General features: G+C 64.5%; 15 protein-coding genes and 1 pseudogene. 9 read left to right on the top strand and 7 right to left on the bottom strand.

The features are described from left to right. Positions 1-172 precede the first annotated feature (172 nt). Positions 173-679, top strand: coding sequence for a GFA family protein (locus tag AB4Z51_RS07630; RefSeq protein ID WP_441497209.1), 507 nt, complete (start codon positions 173-175; stop codon positions 677-679). Here the strand turns inward: AB4Z51_RS07630 and AB4Z51_RS07625 are convergent. After that, complete coding sequence (locus AB4Z51_RS07625) at positions 633-1,064, bottom strand: TfoX/Sxy family protein (protein ID WP_085403415.1); 432 nt, start codon at positions 1,062-1,064, stop codon at positions 633-635. The genes AB4Z51_RS07630 and AB4Z51_RS07625 overlap by 47 nt on opposite strands. A gap of 151 nt (positions 1,065-1,215) precedes the next feature. On the opposite strand from AB4Z51_RS07625, the gene AB4Z51_RS07620 reads away from it, so the two are divergent. Continuing rightward, complete coding sequence (locus tag AB4Z51_RS07620) at positions 1,216-2,877, top strand: thiamine pyrophosphate-binding protein (protein ID WP_085403414.1); 1,662 nt, start codon at positions 1,216-1,218, stop codon at positions 2,875-2,877. A 229-nt stretch (positions 2,878-3,106) separates the two neighbouring features. On the opposite strand, the gene AB4Z51_RS07615 is transcribed toward AB4Z51_RS07620, so the two are convergent. Beyond that, positions 3,107-4,486, bottom strand: coding sequence for an LLM class flavin-dependent oxidoreductase (locus AB4Z51_RS07615; RefSeq protein WP_085403413.1), 1,380 nt, complete (start codon positions 4,484-4,486; stop codon positions 3,107-3,109). Between the two features lie 284 nt (positions 4,487-4,770). Between AB4Z51_RS07615 and AB4Z51_RS07610 the strand changes: the two genes are divergently transcribed. The 6 genes from AB4Z51_RS07610 (at position 4,771) to AB4Z51_RS07585 (ending at position 10,500) form a co-directional block, all read left to right on the top strand. Further along, entirely contained in the window at positions 4,771-6,156 is a 1,386-nt protein-coding gene (locus AB4Z51_RS07610) for a M20 family metallopeptidase (RefSeq protein WP_085403412.1), read from the top strand. A gap of 100 nt (positions 6,157-6,256) precedes the next feature. Then, positions 6,257-7,168 (top strand): amino acid ABC transporter substrate-binding protein, encoded by a 912-nt coding sequence (locus AB4Z51_RS07605; protein ID WP_063985668.1) that lies wholly within the window; start codon positions 6,257-6,259, stop codon positions 7,166-7,168. 112 nt (positions 7,169-7,280) lie between these two features. Beyond that, positions 7,281-8,012, top strand: coding sequence for an amino acid ABC transporter permease (locus AB4Z51_RS07600; protein ID WP_085403411.1), 732 nt, complete (start codon positions 7,281-7,283; stop codon positions 8,010-8,012). Between the two features lie 4 nt (positions 8,013-8,016). Continuing rightward, positions 8,017-8,709 carry an amino acid ABC transporter permease gene (locus tag AB4Z51_RS07595; RefSeq protein WP_063985666.1) on the top strand — a complete coding sequence of 231 codons (693 nt, stop codon included), beginning with the start codon at positions 8,017-8,019 and terminating at the stop codon, positions 8,707-8,709. Positions 8,710-8,721: 12 nt separating this feature from the next. Beyond that, positions 8,722-9,453 (top strand): amino acid ABC transporter ATP-binding protein, encoded by a 732-nt coding sequence (locus tag AB4Z51_RS07590; protein ID WP_014491857.1) that lies wholly within the window; start codon positions 8,722-8,724, stop codon positions 9,451-9,453. 186 nt (positions 9,454-9,639) lie between these two features. Continuing rightward, positions 9,640-10,500 (top strand): D-amino-acid transaminase, encoded by an 861-nt coding sequence (locus AB4Z51_RS07585; RefSeq protein ID WP_063985665.1) that lies wholly within the window; start codon positions 9,640-9,642, stop codon positions 10,498-10,500. 143 nt (positions 10,501-10,643) lie between these two features. Here AB4Z51_RS07585 and AB4Z51_RS07580 read toward each other — a convergent pair whose 3' ends face one another. The 3 genes from AB4Z51_RS07580 to AB4Z51_RS07570 all read right to left on the bottom strand — a co-directional run bounded on the left by AB4Z51_RS07580 (position 10,644) and on the right by AB4Z51_RS07570 (position 14,029). After that, complete coding sequence (locus AB4Z51_RS07580) at positions 10,644-11,105, bottom strand: carboxymuconolactone decarboxylase family protein (RefSeq protein ID WP_007615070.1); 462 nt, start codon at positions 11,103-11,105, stop codon at positions 10,644-10,646. Between the two features lie 40 nt (positions 11,106-11,145). Beyond that, positions 11,146-12,762 carry an MDR family MFS transporter gene (locus AB4Z51_RS07575; RefSeq protein WP_085403410.1) on the bottom strand — a complete coding sequence of 539 codons (1,617 nt, stop codon included), beginning with the start codon at positions 12,760-12,762 and terminating at the stop codon, positions 11,146-11,148. 115 nt (positions 12,763-12,877) lie between these two features. Beyond that, positions 12,878-14,029 carry an HlyD family secretion protein gene (locus AB4Z51_RS07570; protein WP_085403409.1) on the bottom strand — a complete coding sequence of 384 codons (1,152 nt, stop codon included), beginning with the start codon at positions 14,027-14,029 and terminating at the stop codon, positions 12,878-12,880. A 141-nt stretch (positions 14,030-14,170) separates the two neighbouring features. Between AB4Z51_RS07570 and AB4Z51_RS07565 the strand changes: the two genes are divergently transcribed. Further along, on the top strand, positions 14,171-15,079 hold the full coding sequence (locus tag AB4Z51_RS07565; RefSeq protein ID WP_085403408.1) for a LysR family transcriptional regulator: 909 nt from the start codon (positions 14,171-14,173) through the stop codon (positions 15,077-15,079). A gap of 250 nt (positions 15,080-15,329) precedes the next feature. Here the strand turns inward: AB4Z51_RS07565 and iaaH are convergent, their stop codons facing one another. After that, positions 15,330-16,748 (bottom strand): indoleacetamide hydrolase, encoded by a 1,419-nt coding sequence (iaaH, locus tag AB4Z51_RS07560; RefSeq protein WP_085403407.1) that lies wholly within the window; start codon positions 16,746-16,748, stop codon positions 15,330-15,332. 76 nt (positions 16,749-16,824) lie between these two features. Beyond that, positions 16,825-20,066, bottom strand: a pseudogene (locus AB4Z51_RS07555) (indolepyruvate ferredoxin oxidoreductase family protein). Between the last annotated feature and the right edge of the window lie 96 nt (positions 20,067-20,162).

Raw genomic sequence — 20,162 nt, 5'->3', positions numbered from 1 at the left:
ATAGACTTCCCCGGATTGCGCTTCGCTCCATCCGGGCTACAGGTCTATATTCGTAGCTCCGACGAGCCCACAAACTCCGTCATTGCGAGCGTAGCGAAGCCATCCAGAGTCTTTCCGCAGAGGCAGTCTGGATTGCTTCGCTGCGCTCGCAATGACGACGGAAGGACCTACCATGGCCAAAGCCGCAGTCGCCGCAGGAACCGCCACCGGCCAATGCCTCTGCGGCAAGGTCACCTTCGAGATCGACGTCCCCGCGCGTTGGGCCTGGCATGATCATTCGGCCAGTAGCCGCCGTGCCCACGGCGCGGCCTATGCGACCTATGTCGGAAGCTGGAAGAAGCGCTTTCGCATCACCTCGGGGAAAACCGCGCTCGCCCGCTACGAGGACAAGGCCACCAGGACCGCGCGCAGCTTCTGCGCCCATTGCGGCACGCCGATCGCGTACGAGCGGCCGCGCGGACCGCACATGGTCAACATCCCCCGCGCACTATTCAACGAGCGCACCGGCCGCCAGCCGCTCTATCACATCGCGCTCGAAGAGCTTCAGGAATGGGCCTATACCGGCGAGCCGCTGGTGCCGCTGAAGGGCTTTCCGGGCGTGGTCTGGCAGCGCTCGAAAAAGAAGAAGCGCGCTAGCGGCGAAGACCCTTTCGAGCTCGGCCGCGAGGAGGTGCTTTAGCCTTGGCGGCGACCTTGGTCTTCGCCGCAACAGCCTTCCGCGGCGCCGCTTTGCGTCCCGCCGCATTCGCCGCCACGAAGTCGAGCCCGCGCTTGACCCATTTTTTCAGATCGGCATCGCTCTGATAGCCGTCCGGCGCGACGCGCACAAAGCCGGTCATGATGCGCCCGCGCATTTCCATCGGGCTGGCGTGCGGCTCCTGCAGCATGCGTGCATGCGCGTCCGGGCCGACACGGATCAGCATGCCGCCGCGCCCGCTTACGGTGCAGCACATGGTGTTGTTCACCATGAAGCAGAGGCCGCCCATCATCTTCTTTTCCGCGACGTCTCGCTGACCCGCCAGCAATTTGCGCACCCGCGCCGCGGTGTTCTCGTCATAGGCCATCGCGTCTCCCCGTGCAGGTTTACGCCCGAGCATGTTCCCAGCTTGCCCGCGCCGACGCAAGTCTGCCATGACGGCGCTTCCTTGCGTGCCTCGGCCAAGTTCGGCCATCATGCCTCACCTTGCGGCAGCGCCCGCGGGGCCTGGAGGAAACATGAAGAACAAGATTACCGGCCGCTCCGCTTTTCTCGCGCTGCTCAAGGACGAGGGCATCACCCATCTGTTCGGCAATCCCGGCACCACTGAGCTGCCGATCATGCACGCGCTGAAGGACCATCCTGATCTCACCTATGTGATGGCAATGCAGGAGAGCCTGGTGGTGGCGATCGCGGATGGCTACAGCCGCGCCTCCGGCAAGCTCGTCGCCTGCAACGTCCATGTCGCGCCGGGGCTCGGCAACGCGATGGGCTCGCTCTACAACGCCCAGTTCACGGGCACGCCGATGATCCTGACCGCCGGCCAGCAGGAGCAGGGCCACGGCCTGATGGAGCCGGTGCTTTATGGCCCGCTGGTGCGTATGGCCGAGCCGCTGGTGAAATGGGCGGTCGAGGTGACGCGGCTGGAAGATCTGCCGCGCATCGTCCGCCGCGCCGCCAAGGTCGCGATGACGCCGCCGACCGGGCCGGTGTTCATCTCGCTGCCGGGCGACATCCTCAACAGCGAGGCCGGCATCGATCTCGGTCGCTCCACCCGGATCGATGCTCGCGTAAAGCCGTCGGACGAGGCGCTGAAGGCGTTTGCCGCGCGGCTGCTCAAGGCTGAACGTCCCGTCATCGTCACCATGGACGAGGTGGTCAAGAGCGATGCACTGAAGGAGGCCGCCGAACTCGCCGAGCTGCTTGGTGCGGCCGCCTATCAATCCTCGACGCCCTACGGCTCGCATTTCCTCTCGGAAAGCCCGAGCTTCCTCGGTACGCTGGCCCGCGTGCAGAAGGTCGCGCGCGACACACTCGCACCTTACGATCTTCTGATCGCGCTTGGCGGCGATCCCTTGCGCATGTCCGTCTACAGCGAAGTCGATGCGCTGCCGGATGGCCTGGGCATCGTGCAGATCGGCCTCGTCGATTGGGAGATCGCCAAGAACTACGGGGCTGAAATCGCGCTGAAGGCGGATCTGAAGGAAACGCTGCGGGCGCTGATCCCGATGCTGAAGGAGATGGGCGGCGCCGCGCTGGCAAGCCGTGCAAAGCAGCGCCTCGTCGAACTCGCGCCGAAGAACTGGACCGCGCGGCGTGCCGCGCTGGTCGAGCAGATCGGCAAGAGCGCCGGCCGCAGCCCCATCGATCCCGACTTCCTGGTGCTGCAAATGGTCGAGGCCATGCCCGATCATGCGATCCTCGTCGACGAAGGGCTCACCTCGAGCCGCCAGATCACGGCGCTGCGTCCGCACCGCGACCGCTTCGGCTATCATGGGCTTGCCTCCGGCGGCATCGGCTGGGGCCTGCCGGCCTCCGTCGGCGCCAGCATCGCCAATCCGGATCGCCCGGTGGTTTGCTTCTCCGGCGACGGCAGCGCGATGTATTCGATCCAGTCGCTGTGGACGGCGGCGCATCACAAGCTGCCGCTCAACGTCGTCATCGCCAACAATGGCGGCTACCGCATCATCAAGCAGCGCCTGCTCGCCTTCCATGGTGACGACAATTACGTCGGCATGGATTTCGTCGATCCGCCGGTGGATTTCGCAGGGATTGCGAAGGCGCTCGGCTGCGAGGCGATCAAGGTGAGTGATCCCCGCGAGTTGAAGGCGACGCTGGCGTCGGCGTTCGGTCGGCCGGGGACGAAGCTGATCGAGGTAATGGTGGACGGGAAGGTGTAGGGCAGCGCGCCATCGCGTCGGTGCTCGCCACGTTCTCAGCTGTCATCGCCCGACTTGATCGGGCGATCCAGTATTCCAGAGACGGCTGTGATTCCTCGATAGGCCGCGGCGTACTGGATGCCCCGGTCCCGGCTCCGCCAAGGCTACGCCGGGACCACAAGGGTACTCGGCCGCCGAAGCCTTTTGGCGAAGGCGGCAAGCCGGGGCATGACAGCGTACCTAGCGGCTTCTACCCCTTCTTCCCCACCCGATACCCCGCCGCCGGATGCGGTGCGTCGAGCCGCGCACGGCCGTCGCCGAACAGCTTCTCCCGCAGCGTGCCCTTTGCATATTCCGGCTTGTAGCGGCCGCGCTTGGTCAGCTCCGGCACCAGCATGTCGGCGATATCCTCGAAATCGCCGGGCGAGATCGCAAAGGCGACGTTGAGGCCGTCGACGTCAGTCTTCTCGAACCAATCCTCGATCTTGTCGGCGACGCTCTCGGGCGTGCCGACCACGACCGGGCCGGCGCCACCGATGCCGACATGCTCGATGACGTCGCGGACGGTCCAGACGCGGTCGGGGTCGCCGCGGGTGACGTTATCGAGTGCGCTGCGGCCGGCGTCGTTCTGGACGTGACGCACCTGCTGGTCGAGCTCGTAGCCGGAGAAGTCGATGCCGGTCCATCCCGACATCAGGGCCAGCGCGCCTTCCGGACTGATATGCGACCGGTAGTCGGCATACTTGGCCGCCGCTTCGGCTTCCGTGTTGCCGAGGATGATCGTCATCATGTTGAACATCAGGATCTCCGCCGGATTGCGGCCGAGCGCGGCGGCTTCCTGGCGGATCGCGGAGACGCGCGGCGCAATGATCTTGGCCGACGGTCCTGACATGAACACGCATTCGGCATGCTTCGCCGCGAATTGCCGGCCGCGCGGCGAGGTGCCGGCCTGGTACAGCACGGGCGTCCGCTGCGGCGATGGCTCGCTGAGATGGATGGTGTTGTTGATGCGGTAATTCGCGCTCTCATGATTGATGCGATGAACCTTGCTCGGATCGGTGAAGATGCCGCGCTTGCGGTCGCGCAGCACCGCGTCGTCCTCCCAGCTCCCTTCCCAGAGCTTGTAGACCACCTCCATATATTCGTCGGCGATGTCGTAGCGATCGTCGTGTCCGGTCTGCTTGTCCTTGCCGGCGCCGCGCGCGGCGCTGTCGAGATAGCCGGTGACGACATTCCAGCCGATCCGTCCCTCGGTGAGATGGTCGAGCGTCGACATCCGCCGCGCGAACGGGTAGGGCGGCTCGAAGGACAGGTTGCTGGTGACGCCGAAGCCGAGATTTTTCGTCACCGCCGCCATCGCCGAGAGCAGCAGCAGCGGCTCGTTCGACGGCGTCTGCGCTGCATTGCGCAAGGCCGCGTCAGGGCTGTTGCCATAGACGTCATAGACCCCGAGCACGTCGGCCAGGAACAAACCGTCGAAACGGCCGCGTTCCAGTGTCCTGGCGAGATCGATCCAGTAGGGCAGGCGGTTATATTCGGCGGTGCGATCGCGCGGGTGGGTCCACAGCCCGGGTGATTGATGCGCGACGCAATTCATCGCAAAGGCGTTGAGCCTGATCTGCTTGGCCATGATGATCCCCCGGCGCCCTATACCGAGCGCTCTTCGAATGATAAACGTGCGCCTCAACTTGGCGAAGTTCTTGCATATTCTTGGCCCTTGGCAAGGGCCAAGAATAGAAAGGCTTGCGCTTGGCAAGGCCAAAATCAGCGGCGCTCCCGCTCTTGGCAAGCCAATCTCAAGAGAGCAAGAACGAAATCGCAAGAGAACTACAAGAACTGTCCAAGTCCCCGCCACTTTCGAAGGCCACCCTGTCTCGGGTAGGGTCCTTCGCCTCGAAGTCCGAAAAGCAAATCATGACCAGAGCCGACGCCATCTCCCGCGCCCGTGAGGATTTCAAATCCGGCGCGTTCCTCGCTGAACTCGACCGCCGCGTCGCCTTCAAGACCGAGAGCCAGAATCCGTCGCGCGGCGCCGAACTGCGTTCCTATCTGGAACAGGAGATGATGCCCTCCTTTGCTGCGCTCGACTTTACCAGCCGCATCGTCGAATCCCCGAGCGGCAAGGCGCCGTTCCTGTTCGCCGAGCATCACGAGAGCGCGTCAGCGCCAACCGTGCTGATCTACGGCCATGGTGACGTCGTCGACGGCATGGAGGGGGAGTGGCGCGACGGCCGCGATCCCTGGCGCACGACGGTTGCGGGCACGCGGCTCTATGGCCGTGGCACCGCCGACAACAAGGGCCAGCACAGCATCAACATGGCAGCACTCCGCGCAGTGCGCGAGGCCCGCGGCGGCAAGCTCGGCTTCAACGCAAAATTCATCGTCGAAATGGGCGAGGAAATCGGCTCGCCCGACCTCGGCAAGGTCTGCGACCTCAATCGCGATGCGCTCAAGGCCGATTTGTTCATGGCCTCCGACGGACCGCGCCTGTCGGCCGACCGGCCGACCTTGTTCCTGGGCTGCCGCGGCGGCATCCGCATTCATCTCGACGTCAATCTGCGCGATGGCGGCCATCATTCCGGCAATTGGGGCGGCGTGCTCGCCAACCCCGCGACCATTCTCGTCAACGCGATCTCGACGCTGGTCGACGGCCATGGCCGGCTTCAACTCGACGCGCTGAAGCCGCCGCGGCTCACCAACCAGATCCGCAGCTATCTCGCCGACGTGCAGGTGGTGCCGACCGAGGACGAGCCGGCGCTCGCGGAGAACTGGGGCGAGGAAGGGCTGTCGGCCGCCGAGCGGCTCTATGCCTGGAACACGCTCGAAGTGCTGGCGATGTCGTCCGGAAATATCGAGAAGCCCGCGAATGCCATCCCCGGCCACGCCAATGCCGTGCTGCAACTGCGTTTCGTGGTCGGCACCAAGGTCGACGGCCTGATCGATGCGGTCCGCGCGCATCTGGTGCAAAAGGGCTTTCCGATGGTCGAGGTGCGGGCCGCCCAGAGCTTTGCGGCGTCGCGCACCGATTTCGACAGCCCCTGGATCACGTGGGCGGCGGATTCGGTGAAGGAGACCACCGGCAAGGCGCCGGCCGTTTTGCCGAATTTCGGCGGCTCGCTGCCCAACGACGTGTTTTCCGAGATCCTGGGCCTGCCGACGATCTGGGTCCCGCACTCCTATCCCGGCTGCTCCCAGCATGCGCCCAATGAGCACATCCTGCTGCCATTGACCGAAGAGGCCTTGACGGTGATGGCCGGGCTGTTCTGGGATCTCGGGGAATTGCCCAAGCCACTCGGCTGAGCCATTAACCTGAGCCGCAATCCAGCCGAAAGTCACATTCTAATCCGGCCCAATCTGTGCTTGCATCCGGGCCGCATCATCCTGAAAGGGGAATAAAAAAGTGAGACATTTCCGTAGCATCGGCCTCGCGCTCGCCGCGACCTTCGCCGTCAGCCAGGCCGGGGCCCAGGAGCTGACCGGCACGCTGAAGAACATCAAGGACACCGGCGCCATCACGCTCGGCTTCCGCGATTCCTCGATCCCGTTCTCCTATCTCGACGACAACCAGAAGCCCGTCGGGTTCGCGATGGACATCTGCTACAAGATCGTCGACGCCGTGAAGAAGGAGCTCAAGCTCGACAAGCTCGAGGTCAAGCTCAATCCGGTGACCTCGGCGACCCGTATTCCGCTGATGGCCAACGGCACGATCGACCTCGAATGCGGCTCGACCACCAACAATGCCGACCGCCAGAAGCAGGTGGCCTTCACCAACACGCACTATCTGACTGCCAGCCGCTACGTCTTCAAGAAGTCGAGCGGCCTGAAGTCGATCGACGATCTCAAGGGCAAGACGGTGGTCTCCACCGCCGGCACCACCAACATCAAGCAGCTCACCGAGGCCAATGTCGCGAAGAGCCTGGGTGCCAATATCATCCCGGCCAAAGACCATGCCGAGGCCTTCCTGATGGTCGAGACCGACCGCGCGGTCGCCTTCGTGATGGACGACGTTCTGCTCGCGAGCCTCGTTGCCGGCTCGAAGACGCCGGACGACTATGTCATCTCCAAGGACGCGTTCTCCAAGCCTGAGCCCTACGGCATCATGCTGCGCAAGGACGACGCGCCGTTCAAGAAGGTGGTCGATGCAGCAACCGCTGCGCTCTACACCTCCGGCGAGGGCCTGAAAATCTACGATAAGTGGTTCACGGCCAAGATCCCGCCGAAGGGCCTCAACCTCAACACCCCGATCTCGGCCGAGCTGAAGAACGAGTTCGCGAAACCTTCGGACTCGCCGAACCCGGACGACTATAAGTAAGATATAACCTCGGTCTCCGGATCGGGATCATGTCCGGCCACTCTTGACACGTGGCCGGACATTTGCATAGGCGCCGGGACATCCATAGCTGGCGCGTTCGCGCGGGGGACACGTGAACTACCACTGGAACTGGGGAATCTTCTTCGAGCCGAACCCGATGGGGACCGGCACCTATCTCGATATGCTGCTGTCGGGACTGGTGTTGACCCTCAAGACGGCGGCGCTCGCCTGGATCATCGCGCTGATCTTCGGCTCGCTCGTCGGCGTCATGCGCACGCTGCCGTCCAAGGGCGCCTACTGGTTCGGCTTCTGCTGGGTCGAGTTCTTCCGCAACATGCCGCTGCTGGTGCAGCTGTTCCTGTGGTTCTTCGTGCTGCCGGAATTGCTGCCGAAGGCCGCCGGCCTCTGGCTGAAGCAGCTGCCGAACGCGCCGTTCTGGACGGCCGCGATCGGCATCGGCTTCTTCATGTCGGCCCGCGTCGCGATACAATTGCAGGCCGGTATCGGCTCGCTGCCGCGCGGCCAAAAAATGGCGGCGACCGCGCTCGGGCTGACCACCATGCAAGGCTATCGCTACGTGCTGCTGCCGATGGCGTTCCGCATCATCCTGCCGCCGCTGACCTCCGAGTTCCTCAACACCATCAAGAACACGGCTGTCGCCATCACGATCGGCCTGATCGAATTGACTGGTCAGGCGCGCTCGATGCAGGAATTCTCGTTCCAGGTGTTCGAGGCTTTCACGGCAGCGACCCTGCTCTATCTCCTTGTCAACGCCATTGTCGTGACGGCGATGCGCTTCCTCGAGCGCTGGGTCGCGATCCCCGGCTACATCACGGGGAAATAGCACCATGTTCAGCAATCTCGATTTCGAGGTCATCCGCCGCTCGCTGCCCTATCTGTTCTACGAGGGCATGACCTTCACGGTGACGCTGACGGCGCTCGCCGCCTTCGGCGGCCTGATCTTCGGCACGGCGATCGCCCTGATGCGGCTGTCCGGCTACAAGACACTCGGGCGCATCGCGGGTGTCTATGTCGACTTCATGCGCTCGCTGCCGCTGGTGCTGGTGATCTTCTGGTTCTATTTCCTGGTGCCCTATATCGGGCAGTGGGTGACCGGCGCCTCGCGTCCGATCAGCGTCGGCGCGTTCGCATCCTCGCTCATCACCTTCATCATGTTCGAGGCGGCGTACTTCTCCGAGATCATGCGCGCCGGGATCCAGTCGATCTCGCGCGGCCAGCCGGCCGCCGCCAACGCGCTCGGCCTGACTTACGCGCAGACCATGCGCTACGTCGTGCTGCCGCAGGCGTTCCGCAACATGCTGCCGGTGTTGCTGACGCAGACCATCGTGCTGTTCCAGGACACCTCGCTGGTCTATGTGCTGTCGATCCCGGACTTCCTCGGCGCGGCCAGCAAGGTCGCGCAGCGCGATGGCCGTCTGGTCGAGATGTATCTGTTTGCCGCCGTCGTCTACTTCACCATTTCCTGCATCGCGTCTTTCGGCGTTCGCCGCCTCCAGTCGCGCATCGCCATCATTCGATAGAGCGCATCGGTCATGATCGAAATCAGCCACGTCAACAAATGGTACACCCCGACCTTCCAGGTGCTGACCGACTGCACCACCAGCGTGACCAAGGGCGAGGTCGTCGTGGTCTGCGGCCCCTCGGGCTCGGGCAAGTCGACGCTGATCAAATGCGTCAATGCGCTGGAGCCGTTCCAGGAGGGCGACATCAGCGTCGACGGCACCAAGGTCAATGACCCCAAGACCAATCTGCCGAAACTGCGTTCGCGCGTCGGCATGGTGTTCCAGCATTTCGAGCTGTTCCCGCATCTGAAGATCATCGACAACCTCTGCCTCGCGCAGCAGAAGGTGCTAGGACGGTCGTCCGACACGGCTGTGGCAAAGGGTATGCAGCTCCTGGACCGCGTCGGCTTGAAGGAGCAGGCGCAGAAATTTCCGGCGCAGCTCTCCGGCGGCCAGCAGCAGCGCGTCGCGATCGCCCGTGCGCTCGCCATGGACCCGATCGTCATGCTGTTCGATGAGCCGACCTCGGCGCTCGACCCCGAGATGGTGAGCGAGGTGCTCGACGTCATGGTCGATCTCGCCCGCGAAGGCATGACCATGATGGTCGTCACCCACGAGATGGGCTTTGCCCGCAAGGTCGCCAACCGCGTCATCTTCATGGACCGCGGCGAGATCGTCGAGGACGCGGCGAAGGAGGACTTCTTCGGCAAGCCGCGCAGCGACCGCGCGCAGAAGTTCCTGTCGAAGATTTTGTCGCATTAACCTCTGCTGTCGTTCCGGGACGCGCCTCTTGGCGCGGGCCCGGAATCCATAACCACCGGCCGGGGTTATGGATTCCGGGCTCGTCGCTTCGCGCCGCCCCGTAATGACGGGTTGAGGGTTTCGTGGCCCCAACAAATCCCGTATACGGGCAGGCAAATCCCCCTTTCCCTCCCCAGGAGACCTGCCTTGGACTCGATCGCCTACGTCAACGGCTCATTCGTCCCGCTCTCGGACGCCAAAATCTCGGTCCTCGATCGCGGCTTCCTGTTCGCCGACGGCATCTACGAGGTCTCGGCGGTGCTCGACGGCAAGCTGGTCGACAACGCTTCGCACCTGACGCGCCTGGAGCGCTCGGTGGGCGAGATCAAGCTGAAGTTGCCGGAGACGGTCGAGCGCATCACCGAGCTCCAGAAGGAGCTGATCGCGCGCAACAAGGTCGAGAACGGCCTCGTCTATCTGCAGGTCACGCGCGGCGCCGACAAGGGCCGCGACTTCGCCTTCCCCAAGGGCGACGTCAAGTCGAGCCTGGTGATGTTCACCTCCGAGAAGGACATCATCAACGCCGCCTCGGCCAAGACCGGCATCAACGTGATCACCGTGCCCGACATCCGGTGGGAGCGGCGCGACATCAAGAGCGTGGCACTGCTCGCGCAGGTTCTGGCGAAGCAGGCTGCGGCCGAAGCCGGTGCCGGCGAGGCCTGGATGCTGGAAGACGGCTACGTCACCGAGGGCGGTTCGTCCTCGGCGTTCATCCTGACCAAGGACGACGTCATCGTGACCCGCAAGAACTCCAACGCGATCCTGCCGGGCTGCACCCGCAAGGCCGTTGTGGCGCTCGCCGAAGAGCGTCAGCTTCGCGTCGAGGAACGTTCCTTCACGGTCGCCGAGGCGCTCGCCGCCAAGGAAGCCTTCGCCACCTCGGCGTCGCTGTTCGTCCAGCCGGTGGTTGCGATCGACGGCAAGAAGGTCGCCGATGGCAAGCCCGGCCCGATGGCCACGCGGCTGCGGGAGATTTATATCGAGTTCGCCAAGGCGACGGCGGTCTGAGCCGCACGCTCAGCTGTCATCGCCCGGCTTGACCGGGCGATCCAGTACGCTGCGGCCTCGCGGTTGAATCAGTACGGCCTCTGGAATACTGGATGCCCCGCCTTCGCGGGGCATGACAGTTGTGCGTGGGGAAACACCACCCCTCACGCCACGGACGCCTTCACCTTCACCGGATGCACCGCGCGGAACGCGATCGCGATTCGGTTCCAGGCATTGATCGCCCCGATCAGCATCGTCAGGTTCACCGTCTCCGCATCGGAGAATTGCGCGCGGACCTGCTCGTAGACGTCGTCCGGCGCGTGGGTCTCGGAGATCAGCGTCACTGATTCCGTCCAGGCGAGCGCGGCCCGCTCGCGATCGGTATAGAGCGGGGATTCGCGCCAGGCGTTGAGCAGATAGATGCGCTGTTCGGTCTCGCCGCGCTTGCGGGCGTCCTCGGTGTGCATGTTGATGCAGAAGGCGCAGCCGTTGATCTGCGACGCCCGGATCTTGACGAGCTCGATCAGCGATTTCTCGAGTCCCGTGGATTGGATCTGCTCCTCCAGCGCCATCAGCGCCTTCATCGTGTCGGGGGCGGCCTGGTAGAAGTTCATGCGGGGCTTCATGGTCGTTCTCCTTTGCTTGAGTTAGTCTCTTGGGTTGATCTCAGTGAGCTCCACCGGTCGAGGTCTGGCCGGGTTTCTTCAGGAAGAATACGGCGATCAGGGCCACGATCAGTGCCATGCCGAGCAGGTAGAAGGTGTCGCTGAAGGCGAAGATGTAAGCCTGCTTCTGCACGGTGTGGCCGATCGCGACATAGGCGCGATGCGCGGCGTCGGCGCGGTCGAGCACGCCGTGATTGATGAAATATTGGGTAAGCTGCTCCAGCCGCGTCCGCGTCGCCTGCTCGAACACCGAGACCGACTGCATCAGCACGTTGGAGTGATATTGCTCGCGCTTGGTCAGCACGGTCTGGAGCAGGGCGATGCCGACGGCGCCGCCGAGATTACGCATCATGTTGAACAGGCCCGAGGCCGAGCCAGCATTCTCCGCTTCGATGCCGGCGGTCGCCACAGCCGACAACGGCGCCATCACGAGCGCTTGGCCGATCGCACGGACGACATTGGGCCACAACAGCTGGTCGGCAGCGTAATCGTTGGTCATATAAATGTTCAGGAAGTTCGAGGCCGCGAACAGGACGAAGCCGACGCCGATGATGATCCGCGCGTCGAACTTCTGCATCAGGCGCGGCACCAGCGGGATCAGCACGAGTTGCGGCAGTCCGGTCCAGGCCAGCACCATGCCGATCTGCTCGGCATTGTAGCCCTGAATGCGCGCCAGATATTGCGGCAGGATGAACACCGAACCGTAGAGCGCGACACCGAGCAGGAAGTTCGCGAGCATGCCGAAGCCGAAATTGCGACGCACCAGCAGGCGCAAGTTGAGCAGCGGCTTCTTCGCCGTGAGCTCGATGATCAGGAAGGCGGTCAGCGCGGTGGCCGCGATGACCGACAGCTTGACGATGAAAGGCGAGCCGAACCAGTCGTCCTTGTTGCCCTCTTCCAGCACGGTCTGAAGCGCCGACAGGCCGATCGCCATGGTGATGATGCCGGCCCAATCGCCCTCGCGCAGCAGCGCAAGCTTCATGGGCTTGGCGTCGAGCGCGTACCAGAGCATGCCGACCATGATCGCGCCGGGCACGAGGTTGACGTAGAAGATGTACTGCCAGCCGAAATTCTCGGTGAGATAGCCGCCGATGGTCGGGCCGATCGCCGGTGCGAACGTCGCCGACAGCGCGAACAGCGCAAGGCCGACGGGCTGCTTGGTGCGCGGCAGCAGCGTGATGATGAGCGTGAAGGCCATCGGGATCAGCACGCCGCCGGTGAAACCTTGCACCGCGCGCAGCACGATCATTTGCGGCAGGTCCTGCGCCAGCGCGCAGGCCGCGGACAGAACCAGGAACAGGACCGCATTGGTGAGCAAATAGATGCGGATCGAGAACACCTGCGCGAGCCAGCCGGAGAGCGGGATCACGACGATCTCGGCGATCAGGTAGGAGGTCGAGATCCAGCCACCGTCGTCGATGCCGGCGCCGATCGCGCCCTGGATGTCGGCGAGCGAAGCGTTGACGATCTGGATATTCAGCACTGCCATGAAGGCGCCGAGAGTCGCGCCGATCACCGCGATCCAGGTTTTTGCGGAAACGGCCGGCGTGGCGGGCGCAGCAGGGGCGGGAATGCTGGCAGTGGAGGCGGCGTCGACGGTCGGTTGGAGCGTGCTCATGGAAGCCTCGTCTCGGTCACGGAGACAGGATGCATTAGGCGGTTGGTTTCGATAATCGAGGAAGTGTGGGAAGGATCGTCCGGCAGGACTTGATAATCTGCCGGTCTTCCCCGCCTCAGCCGCCGTTCGGGCGGGGTGTGTTGTCGGCGAGTCGCTTGGCCGTCTCGCGCTCGGCCAGCACCGTCGCCTTGGTGTCGATGGTCGGCACCGCCGACATGCCGGGCCTGAGCAGGCCGGTCAGGCTGTGGTCATCGAGCACGATCTTCACCGGCACGCGTTGCACGATCTTGGTGAAATTTCCGGTGGCGTTATCGGGCGGCAGCAGCGCGAATTCAAGTCCGCTGGCCGGCGAAAGGCTGTCGACGTGACCGCGAAGCGTGCGATTGCGAAAACTGTCGACCTGCAGCTCGACCGGCTGGCCCGCACGCACATGCGTGAGCTGCGTCTCCTTGAAGTTCGCGACGACATAGACCGCATCGAGCGGCACCACCGCCATCAATTGCGTGCCGGCCTGCACATACTGGCCGACGCGTAATGAGCGTGCGCCGACCGTGCCGTCCACCGGTGCGGTGATCTCGGTGTAGGACAGGTTCAGCTCTGCCTGCAGTGCGACCGCGCGGGCGCGGTCGAGCTGCGCCGTGGCCTGGGCGCGCTGGGTGGTGAGCACATCGACCTTGCGCTGTGCGGCCACCAGGCCCGACTTGGCGTGCTGCAATTGCGCGTTGCTGGCGCGCAGTGCCGCATCGGTCTGCTGCGCACGCTGGATCGTGCCGGAGCCCGACTTCATCAGGTCGTCGTAGCGGGCGCGTTCTTCCTGGGCGAATTTCAGATTGGCGTCGGCCGCGGCCACGTCGGCCGTGCTCTGCTCGATGATCGGCTGCTGCAGCTCGAGCTGGGCGTCGATGTTGCGCACCGAGGCTTCGCCGGCGGCGACGTCGGCGCGGGCCTGGTCGAGCGCGGCTTTGAAGTCGCGGTCGTCGATCTTGGCGAGGAGCTGGCCGGCCCGGACCTTCTCGTTGTCGCCAACCAGCACCTTCGCGATGTAGCCGGAAACCTTGGGTGCGATGATGGTGGAATCCGCCTTCACATAGGCGTCGTCGGTGGATTCGAGGTAGCGGCCGGTGCTCAGGTAGTTGTAGCCGAAGTCGCCGGCCGCGGCGATTCCGAGGGCCAGTGCCAAGCCGATGGCCGCCCGCTTGACCGCCTGCCGGGACGGGCGAAAGCTGAGTTTCTGATTGGTTTCAGTGACATAAGAAGCGCTCGACATGGCATCCTCGGAATTCCCAACCGCCCCGATCCGAACGGTGCGCCGTTGATGCCGGCAAGATGCGCTGTCTTCCCGCTTGTGATAATCCCGGAAGAAATGGAAGCATTATCCACCCATAGCGGATAATCCGGAGCCAGACCGATGGACCGCTTCACCAGTCTCACCGCCTTCGTCCGGGTGGTCGAAAATGGCGGATTTTCCGCCGCCGCCCGCCGGCTCAACATGTCCACGACCATGGTGAGCAACCACGTCCAGGCGCTGGAGGACCGGCTCGGGGTTCGTCTGCTGAACCGCACCACGCGAAAAGTGAGCCTCACCGAAATCGGCAAGGCCTATTACGACCGCTCGACCCAGATCCTCGCCGATCTCGAACAAGCCGATGACATCGCCGGCGCGCTGCAATCGACGCCGCGCGGCACGCTGCGCATTCACACCGCCACCCACATGGTGCCGTTCGTCGCGCCCGTGATGGCCGAATTCCTCGCGACCTATCCGGAGGTCAAGGTCGATCTGCGCATGGGCGAGACCAATGTCGACCTGATCGAGGAGGGCTTTGATCTCGCGCTGCGCATGGTCGCGCCGCCGGACTCCAGCCTGATCGTGCGGAGCCTGGCGACCTGGCGGCACGTGCTGTGCTGCTCGCACGGCTATATCGAGGCGCATGGGCGCGTGCAGACGCTCGAAGAACTCGCCGGGCACAATTGCGTACGCCACATCAACTATCCCTTCGACGAGTGGCGCTTCTTCGATCGCAAGGGCACGCCGGCCTCGGTGCGCGTCTCAGGCAATCTGATCACCAATAGCGGCGAAGCGCTGCGCGAGGCCGCGTTGCAGGGCGCCGGCATCAGTCTTGCGGCCGGCTTTCTGGTGGGTGATGACCTCGATGCGGGCCGGCTGGTGCGCCTCCTGCCGGAGTACCGGCCGGTCGAGATGTCGATGAACGCGGTCTATCCGCATCGGCATCATCTGTCGGCGAAGGTCAGGACCTTCATCGACATGCTCGTCCAGCACAGCGCCGAGCAGCAGAAGCTGATCAATCCGTATGCGTGAGACGTCATCGTTCCTCATCCTGAGGAGCGCGGAACGCGCGTCTCGAAGGATGAGGGCCCCGCTGGTGGCCTCGCCCTTCGAGACGCTTGCTTCGCAAGCTCCTCAGGGTGAGGAGGTGGATATGTGCTTGCCTCAAGTGCGGCGGCGGCAGAACTGTAGGGTGGGCAAAGGCGCGAAGCGCTGTGCCCACCATCTTTTCTAATCGGCACCAATGGTGGGCACGCTTCGCTTTGCCCACCCTACAATAGCGTTAGTGTGGCGCGGGCAGCCGCCCAAACACGCTGTCGAGCGCCATGCCGATCCCAAGCAGGCGGCGATCGCTGCCCGCCGGGCCATCCAGCTCAAGTCCGATCGGCAATTTGCTTGTCGCGCCAAGCGCGATCGGGATCTGGACGCCGGGAATGCCGGCATTGCTGCCGGGATCGGTGTTCTGGATGATCAGGCCGAAATTCTCGAGACTGCTGGCGTCCGGGTTGGAGGCAATTGCAACGCGCGGCGTGGTCGGGAAGGCGACGGCGTCGAGCTTGTTGCTGGCAAACGTATTGCCGTAGAGCGCCTGGAGCGCGGGGCGTGCGGTCTTGATCGCGGCGTCATAGATCGGCCTCGCGTCGAACAGCGCGTTGTCGGGTCCGGGCAGTTTTCGCGGGATCACCATGCCATCATAGATGCCTTTCACGTCGGCGCTGGAGATATTCTCTGCCAGCGCCTCGACGCTGAGGCCGGTCCCGGTGTGCTTGAGATAGGCGACCATGTCGTCATAGGCCTCATACAACGCGACGGGAAAGCTGACCTGGCCGTTGAGCTCGGCGAGCTCAGGCATCTCGATCTCGACGACCGTGACGCCCTGCGCCTTCACTTTTGCGATCGCCGCGTGGAACGCGGCTTCCGTATCGGCGTCGAGATTGGTCAGCATCGATCTTGCGATGCCGATCCGCACCTGCTTCAGATCAGCCGGCGTAACCTCGTCGCCGCCGGCGATCACGCGATCGAGCAGCGCGACATCTGCCATCGTCGCGGCCATAGGCCCCGCGGTGTCGCGGGTGTGCGAGATCGGCGCGATGCCAGCTTGCGGATAGCGCCCGACCGTCGGGCGCAACGCGGCGCATCCGTTCAGCGCGGCGGGGACCCGGACCGATCCGCCGGTGTCGGTGCCGAGCCCGCCCGCGACGATCCGCGCGCCGAGCGCGGCGCCCGTGCCGGACGAGGAGCCGCCGGCGATCAGCGTGCGGTCATAAGCGTTGCGCACGCCGAACTCCGCGCCGGTCTTGAACGCGGTGTTGTAGCCGGAGATGCCGAAGGCGAGCTCGTGCATGCTGGTCTTGCCGATGATGACGGCGCCTGCAGCCCGCAGCTTCGCGACTACGGGCGCATCGGCCTTCGGAACGTAGTCCTTCAGTGCCCGTGTGCCGGCGCTGCAGGGCAGTCCCGCGACCTCGATATTGTCCTTGATCACGATGGGCACGCCGCCGAGCGGTTTTGTCTTGTCGCCCGATGCGTCGAACGCAGCCGCGGCCTTCAGGGCGCCCGCCTCGTCCAGCGTGACGAAGGCATTGAGCTCGGCATGGGCTTTGGCGCGGCTCAGTGCTTCCGTCGTGAGTGCGGTGCTCGTGACTTTCCCGGCGCGCAGGTCGACGACGGCCTGACTCAGGGTCAACTGGTCGAAATCCATGATGCGTCATCCGATTGCAGGGGCGCCAACAGGGTGCCGCCTAAAGTCCGGAGGCTGAGGCCTCACTGGTGCCGCGTCAACCGTGGGCGTGCATCTTTTGCGTTACCGACGTCGTCAAATTCGTGAGCAGCCGCGCGACCTCGGGCTTCACCTTGGCGATCGCGGTGTCCTTCACTGGTCCGTAGCCGCGGATCTCCATCGGCGCCTTTGCGACGGCAACGAGGTCGGGTAGATGCGCTGCGTCGAGCTGCCCGAGCATGCGTTCGATCAGGCCTTCATACCAGGCGATCAATTCCCGTTCAGTGCGCCGCTCATCCGTGTAGCCGAACGGATCGAACGGTGTCCCGCGCAATCCCTTCAACCGCGCCAGCATCGCGAGCGGCATCTGGATCCACTGGCCGAAAGCGCGCTTGCGCGGACGGCCGCGTGCGTCAGGTTTTGACGGCAGGAACGGTGGCGCGAGGTGATATTGGACGCGAAAACCGTCCTCGAACTCGCGCTTCAGCTCGCCGAGGAAACCGCTCTGCATGTGCAGACGCGCCACCTCGTATTCGTCCTTGTAGGCCATCAGCTTGAACAGGGCGCGCGCGACCGCCTCGGTCAGCACCTCACTGCTCAGAGCGGCTTCGGCCCGGCGGACCCTCGCGACGGTCGCCCGATAGCGCATCGCATAGGCGGCGTCTTGATAGGCGGCGAGGAAATCGGCGCGGCGATCGATGATCTGATCGAGCGTCTCGGCTTCGGGCGCCTCGTCGCCCCCCGGCAAAAATTCCGGATCGGCTACGGCGATCCGGCCCCAGGCAAGGGCCTGCTTGTTGCGCTCGACCGCGACGCCGTTGAGCTCGATCGCGCGCAGCAGCGCCGGCAGCGCGACCGGAATCAGCCCGCGCTGCCAGGCGAAACCGAGCATGATGATGTTGGCATAGACGGCATCGCCGAGCAGCCGCTCGGCGAGCGCGTTGGCGTTGATGGTGTCGAGATTGTCGTTGCCAATGACTTGCCGGATCGCGCGCAGGCGGGCAGGCGAGGCGAGATCGGCGTCGCGGAAGCGGACGACGTCGCCGGTCGGCATCTCCGCGGTGTTGACCGCGGCGCGCATGCCGCGGCGATAGGTGCCGGACGCCTTAGGTGAGGAACTGACGACGAGGTCGCAGCCGATCAGCGCGTCGGCCGCGCCCTGGTCGATGCGGACCTGGTGCAGCGCGTCCGGACTTGACGCAAGGCGGATGAAGCTCAGCACGGGACCAAATTTCTGTGCAAAGCCGGTGAAATCCAGCACGGAGACGCCACGCCGCTCCAGATGCGCGGCCATGCCGATCAGCGCGCCGACCGTGATCACGCCGGTGCCGCCGACGCCGGTCACGAGCAAATCGTAGGGACGATCGAGCGTGGCGGGAGCGGGCAGGGGAAGCGTAGCCGCGCGACCGACTACGTCGATCTCGCTCGCACTCTTCTTCCGGCGCGTCGCGCCTTCGACGGTGACGAAGCTCGGGCAGAAGCCGTTGAGGCAGGAAAAATCCTTGTTGCAGGACGAGAGATTGATCTGGCGCTTGCGACCGAACGGCGTCTCCCTCGGCTCGACACTGAGGCAGTTGGATTCGACCGAGCAGGCAAGAACTGCGCGGGATCGTCCGACACCAGCGCGATGCGCCCCACGCCTTCGGCGCGAACGCTGTGGGCGATAGCATGCACGCTGATGGGACCGTCGACCGGCTGGCCGCCGGTCATCGCCACGGCATCGTTGAACAGGATCTTGTAGGTGATGTTGGCCCTGGCGGCGATCGCCTGCCGGATCGCCATCGAGCCGGAGTGGTAGTAGGTGCCTTCGCCGAGATTCTGGAACACGTGCTTGTGGCCGGTGAAGCGAGACGACGCCGCCCAGTTGACGCCTTCGCCGCCCATCTGGATCAGCGAGGAGGTCTCGCGGTCCATCCAGCTCGCCATGAAATGGCAGCCGATGCCGGCCAGTGCCTTTGAGCCTTCCGGCACCTTCGTCGACGTGTTGTGCGGACATCCGGAGCAGAAATACGGCGTGCGCGTCGCACCGCTGACGTTGATCGCGCGCGCGGCCTCGGGCATCAAGCCGGCCGCGCGTGCGGCGAGATTGAGGCCTGGGAACATCGGATCGAGCCGGCGTGCGAGCACGCCAGCAAGCGCACGCGGCGACAATTCGCCGATCCAGGAGATCAGCCGCGCCCCTCGCTCGTCGTGCTTGCCGACCATGCGCTCGGGCTTTGAGCCTGGATAGTCGTAAAAATATTCCTTGAACTGGCTCTCGATGATGCCGCGCTTTTCCTCGACCACGAGGATCTCGCGCTTGCCCTTCACGAAGTCCATCGCGTCATGCAGCGCCAGCGGCCAGACCATGCCGACCTTGTAGACGTCGATCCCGATGTTGCGGCAGGCCGCTTCATCGAGGCCCATCAGCCGCAGGGCCTCCATCAGGTCGAGATGCGCCTTGCCCGTCGTGACGATGCCGTATGTGGCGTTGGGAATATCGTAGATGTGGCGATCGATCGGATTGGCTTTTGCAAAGGCGTAAACCGCGTGCTTCTTCGCCTCCAGCCGCTCCTCGATCTGGGGGCCCGGCAGGTCGGGCCAGCGATAGTGCAGGCCACCCGGCGGCGGAGTGAAATCGGGCGTGTTGAAGACGCGTGGCGGGCGCAGCGCGACGGATGCGCCTGACTCCACGATTTCCGAAATCGCCTTGAAGCCGACCCACATGCCGGAGAAGCGGCTCAGCGCGTAACCATATTCGCCGAATTCGAGATATTCGCTGACGCTTGCGGGGTGCAGCGTCGGCATGAACCAGCTCATGAAGGCGACATCGGACTGGTGCGGCATCGAGGAGGAGACGCAGCCATGGTCGTCGCCGGCGACGACCAGCACGCCGCCACGCGGCGAGGAGCCATAGGCGTTGCCGTGCTTGAGGGCGTCGCCGGAGCGATCGACGCCGGGGCCCTTGCCGTACCAGAGCCCGAACACGCCATCGACTTCGCGATCTGCCTGCGTCTCGACCTGCTGCGAGCCGAGCACTGCCGTTGCCGCGAGGTCCTCGTTCACCGCAGGGAGAAATTCGATGCGATCCCGCTTGAGCCGCTCCTGGATGCGCCAGAGCTCGAGATCGACGCCGCCGAGCGGCGAGCCGCGATAGCCGGAGATGAAGCCGGCGGTGTTCAGCCCGGCGGCGCGGTCGCGCCGCGCCTGGTCGAGCGTGATGCGGACGATGGCCTGCGTGCCCGTGAGGAAGACGCGGCCCTCCTCGCGGTCGTAGCGGTCTGAGAGCTCGTAGCTGTCGAGTGATGGAACGGCGTCCATGGCGGACCTCGTGCGGCATCCTGCCTGATGACGGTAGGGTATGCCGGGGAGGCTGGTAGGTCTTGCCTATTCACCCTGTCTTGATCGATAATTCGG

Origin of the sequence: Bradyrhizobium sp. 2TAF36, from assembly GCF_052114925.1 — a bacterium.
GTDB classification, from domain to species: Bacteria; Pseudomonadota; Alphaproteobacteria; order Rhizobiales; family Xanthobacteraceae; genus Bradyrhizobium; species Bradyrhizobium barranii.
Note: the sequence above shows the minus strand (reverse complement) of the source record. Positions and strands in the feature narration are given on the sequence as shown.